The organism is Streptomyces sp. NPDC054956, assembly GCF_053609185.1.
Map to the genome: position 1 here is coordinate 1 of NZ_JBSGXB010000515.1, position 3,223 is coordinate 3,223.

General features: G+C 74.2%; 4 protein-coding genes. 1 reads left to right on the forward strand and 3 read right to left on the reverse strand.

Annotated elements, in window-relative coordinates; translation table 11 throughout:
* Both ACWGDE_RS37585 and ACWGDE_RS37590 read right to left on the reverse strand, forming a co-directional pair.
* On the reverse strand, window positions 1-703 hold a 703-nt coding region (locus ACWGDE_RS37585), incomplete at its 3' end, for a sirohydrochlorin chelatase (protein WP_453393572.1).
* A gap of 3 nt (window positions 704-706) precedes the next feature.
* Window positions 707-1,012, reverse strand: a complete 306-nt coding sequence (locus tag ACWGDE_RS37590; RefSeq protein ID WP_453393575.1) for an urease subunit gamma — start codon at window positions 1,010-1,012, stop codon at window positions 707-709.
* A gap of 272 nt (window positions 1,013-1,284) precedes the next feature.
* On the opposite strand from ACWGDE_RS37590, the gene ACWGDE_RS37595 reads away from it, so the two are divergent.
* Window positions 1,285-2,247 (forward strand): tellurite resistance/C4-dicarboxylate transporter family protein, encoded by a 963-nt coding sequence (locus ACWGDE_RS37595; protein ID WP_453393573.1) that lies wholly within the window; start codon window positions 1,285-1,287, stop codon window positions 2,245-2,247.
* Here the strand turns inward: ACWGDE_RS37595 and ACWGDE_RS37600 are convergent.
* A complete protein-coding gene (locus tag ACWGDE_RS37600; protein ID WP_453393574.1) occupies window positions 2,203-2,937 on the reverse strand; it encodes a YoaK family protein in 735 nt (244 codons plus the stop codon). The two genes, ACWGDE_RS37595 and ACWGDE_RS37600, sit on opposite strands and share 45 nt — an antisense overlap.
* Window positions 2,938-3,223: the final 286 nt, after the last annotated feature.

A 3,223-nucleotide genomic window follows, 5' to 3' on the forward strand; every position in this document is an offset into this window, starting at 1 on the left:
CGTCCAGGCCCTCGGCGATGCCGTCCCGGCCGTGTGCCAGCCGGTGCAGCGCCTCCCGCACGCGGTTCCGTACGACCTGGTCGAGCGCCGCGCGCGACAGCGGCGGCCCGGTGTCCAGGACCCCGGCGGGCACCTCGGCCGGCTCGGTGAACGCGGCCCGGACCAGGCAGACCCGGGCCGCCCCGAGCCGGCGGCAGCGCTCGGCTCCCTCGGCGAGGTCCGGGTCTCCGCCGTCGAAGGCGACCTCCACCCAGCGGTGGTGCCCGTACTGGCGCACGAGGCGGGCCACCCGGAAGAGGTCGGCGTCCTCGAAGGGGCCGGCCGCGGGCGCGGTGACCAGCACCGCGGAACTGCCGGGCGCCTCGCGGACCGCCCTGACGGCGGCGGTACGGAGCCACGCGGTCAGATGGTCCACGGTGGCGAAGGCCGGTGCCAGTGCGAGCCGTCCGGGCTCCTCGTCGCGGCCGAGCCAGCGCAGGGCGCGGGCGCAGTCGGCGATCAGCCCGGGGTCGCGCCCCAGCGTCATCGGGACCACGCAGACGGGACCGGCCGAAGCGGCGAGCGCCTCGCGCACGGCTTCGGTGAGCGACCGGCCGATCCGCACGGCCCCGGCCGCCGATCCGCCTTCGTGACCGCCGGCCAGGACGACGGAACCATCGGACTCCGTTGCCCGGTCCGGCCGTTCGGGTGCGACCGCGGCCACGGCTCAGGCGCCCACGGGGTCGTGGCAGGAGACGAGCTTGGTGCCGTCCACGAAGGCCGCCTCGACCTGGAGCAGCGGCAGCATCTCCCGTACGCCGGCCATGACTTCGGAACCGGAGACGATCTGCTTGCCGAGCTCCATGCACTCGGCGACGCTCCTGCCGTCGCGCGCGCCCTCCAGGATGCCCTCGCTGATCAGGGCGCAGGCCTCGCTGTAGTTGAGTTTGACGCCCCGGTCGCGCCGCTTGCGGGCCAAGTCCGCCACGACGTAGATCCAGAGCTTGTCCATCTCACGCGGAGCGAGATTCATCATTCACTCACTTTCGGCTCTCGAAAAGCGAACCGTTCAGGTCCGGACATTGGCGTCGAGTTCCGGGAGTGTACTGAAGTGTGAACGCCCCTCCGTACGGCGCTTTGTGCGCGGATGGGCAGGTGAAATGACGGGCGTATTTACGAGAGGGCGCGACGGGAAATGTGATCGCGATATCAGCGGGAGAACGCGCGCCACCCGGAAGGGTCATCGTCGCGGCCCGGTGGCGCGCCGCTCCGGCCGGACCCGGCCCCGTGGTGTCCGCTGGGAGGATGCGAGTTTCCGCGGCCGCCCGCTGGTGGGCCGATCTGTCACCGGCCGCCGGGGCCGCTGTGATGGCCTCCGGGATCATCTCGGTCGGCCTGCGCCTGACCGGGTGGGACACCCTCTCGCTCGTCGCACTGGCCGTCGGCGCGGGGCTGTGGTGCGTACTCGCCGCCGATTTCGCCGCCCGGCTGCTGGGCGACCGGCGCCGGTTCCGCGCCGAGGCCGACACCCCCGCGGCGCTCACCGCCGTCGCCGCCACGGCCGTGCTCGGCGCCCGGCTCTCGCTCCTCGGATGGCAGCCCGTGGCCGGCGCCCTGCTGGCCCTCGCCGCCCTGATCTGGCCCGGGCTGCTGTTCGCCGTACTCGAGCACTGGGGGCGGCGGATGCCCGGTGCGGCCTTCCTCGTCTGCGTGGCCACCCAGGGGCTCGCCGTCCTGGCGGGCACCCTGTCCGCGACCACCGGGCACCACTGGCTGGGCCGGGCCGCGCTGGCCGCCTTCTGCCTGGGACTGCTGCTCTACGCCGAAGCCCTCGTACGCTTCGACTTCCGCCAGGTGGTCTCGGGCGCGGGCGACCACTGGGTGGCCGGCGGGGCCCTCTCCATCACGGCCCTCGCCGCGTCCGGACTGACGGCCTCGCCCCTGTGGACGGGATGGGTCCACACGGGGCTGCGTACCGTCACCCTGGTCACCCTCGGACTCTCCCTGGCCTGGTACGCCGTACTCCTGGCCGCCGAGGCGGTGGTGCCGCGCCCGCGCTACGACACCCGGCGCTGGTCGAGCGTCTTCCCGCTCGGCATGACGGCCACCGCCTGCCTCTCGGCGGCCCGCCCGACCGGCGTGGGGTGGCTGCGGCCCCTCGGCGAGGTGCTGCTGTGGATCGCGGTCGGGGCCTGGCTGCTGACCCTCGCGGCCTTCCTGCTGTCACGAGGGGGCCGCGGTCCCGGACCCGCGGCCGGCCCGCGGTGAACGGGCGAGGACCACGCAGCCCAGCAGGGCCACGGCCAGGGCCAGCGCCCAGAGCGAGCCGTGCGAGCCGGTGCGCAGGGTCAGCAGGCCTCCGGCCAGCGCACCGAGCAGCAGGGCCACGACCGTCACGAGGCGGCGCAGTGACGCGGGCCCCCAGGGATCGGCCGCCAGCCCGGTCAGGGCCCGGGTGACCACGGTGGTGGTCAGATCGGGCACCGCGAGCCGGTGCACCACGGCGTTCTGCAGGCCCATGCCGAGCGCGAGCAGGGCGATGACGATCCGCGGCCCCGCGCCGGCCGCCGTCACGGCGAGCGCCCCGCCCACCAGAGCGGTCTGCACCCCGACCAGCGGCGCGAACATCCGGCCCGCCCCGGTGGACCGTCGCAGCCGGCCCGCGGCCAGCGCGCCCGTCAGGAACGCGCCGACGGCCAGCAGGGAGTCCGGGGCGGACAGGGAGCGGTCCCCGGCGAGAGCGAAGCCGAGGAAGACGACGTTGCCCGTCATATTGGCGACGAAGACATGGCCGAGCCCCAGGTAACTCACCGCGTCGACCACCCCGCTGACGAAGGTGAGGACGATCAGCAGCGGCGGCAGCACCCCGTGCGCGGACTCGGCGCCGTCCGCGCCCGGCGGGAACAGGCGGGCCGCCAGCGGCCGCAGGATCCCGCGTCGCCACACGGCGGAGGTCATGGGCTCCCTCTGGCTCGGGGGGCTTCCGGCGGAAACGGAGGGACCCGCGAAACCCGAAACGGAGCGGGGGAAAAGGGGCTTTGTCCCCCGGAAATGCTAGTCCCGCCGGGTGCACGATCAAAGGAGTGACCCGCTGCCCGTCCGGGGTCGCCAAGTACGGATTCCTGCTCGGCACGGTCGTCCCCGGCGTCGTCCTGATCGACCGGTGCGCACGAAGCGCGCCGGGCCCGATTGATGCTCCTATCGTCGGTCAAGCGGCGGTGAGCCACTGGCGGTAGGCATCGGC

What these genes read in the sequence shown, in the direction of transcription:
- ACWGDE_RS37600 (WP_453393574.1), bottom strand. Translation starts at nt 2,937, where the DNA reads ATGACCTCCGCCGTGTGGCGACGCGGGATCCTGCGGCCGCTGGCGGCC.
- ACWGDE_RS37590 (WP_453393575.1), bottom strand. Translation starts at nt 1,012, where the DNA reads ATGAATCTCGCTCCGCGTGAGATGGACAAGCTCTGGATCTACGTCGTG.
- ACWGDE_RS37595 (WP_453393573.1), top strand. Translation starts at nt 1,285, where the DNA reads ATGCGAGTTTCCGCGGCCGCCCGCTGGTGGGCCGATCTGTCACCGGCC.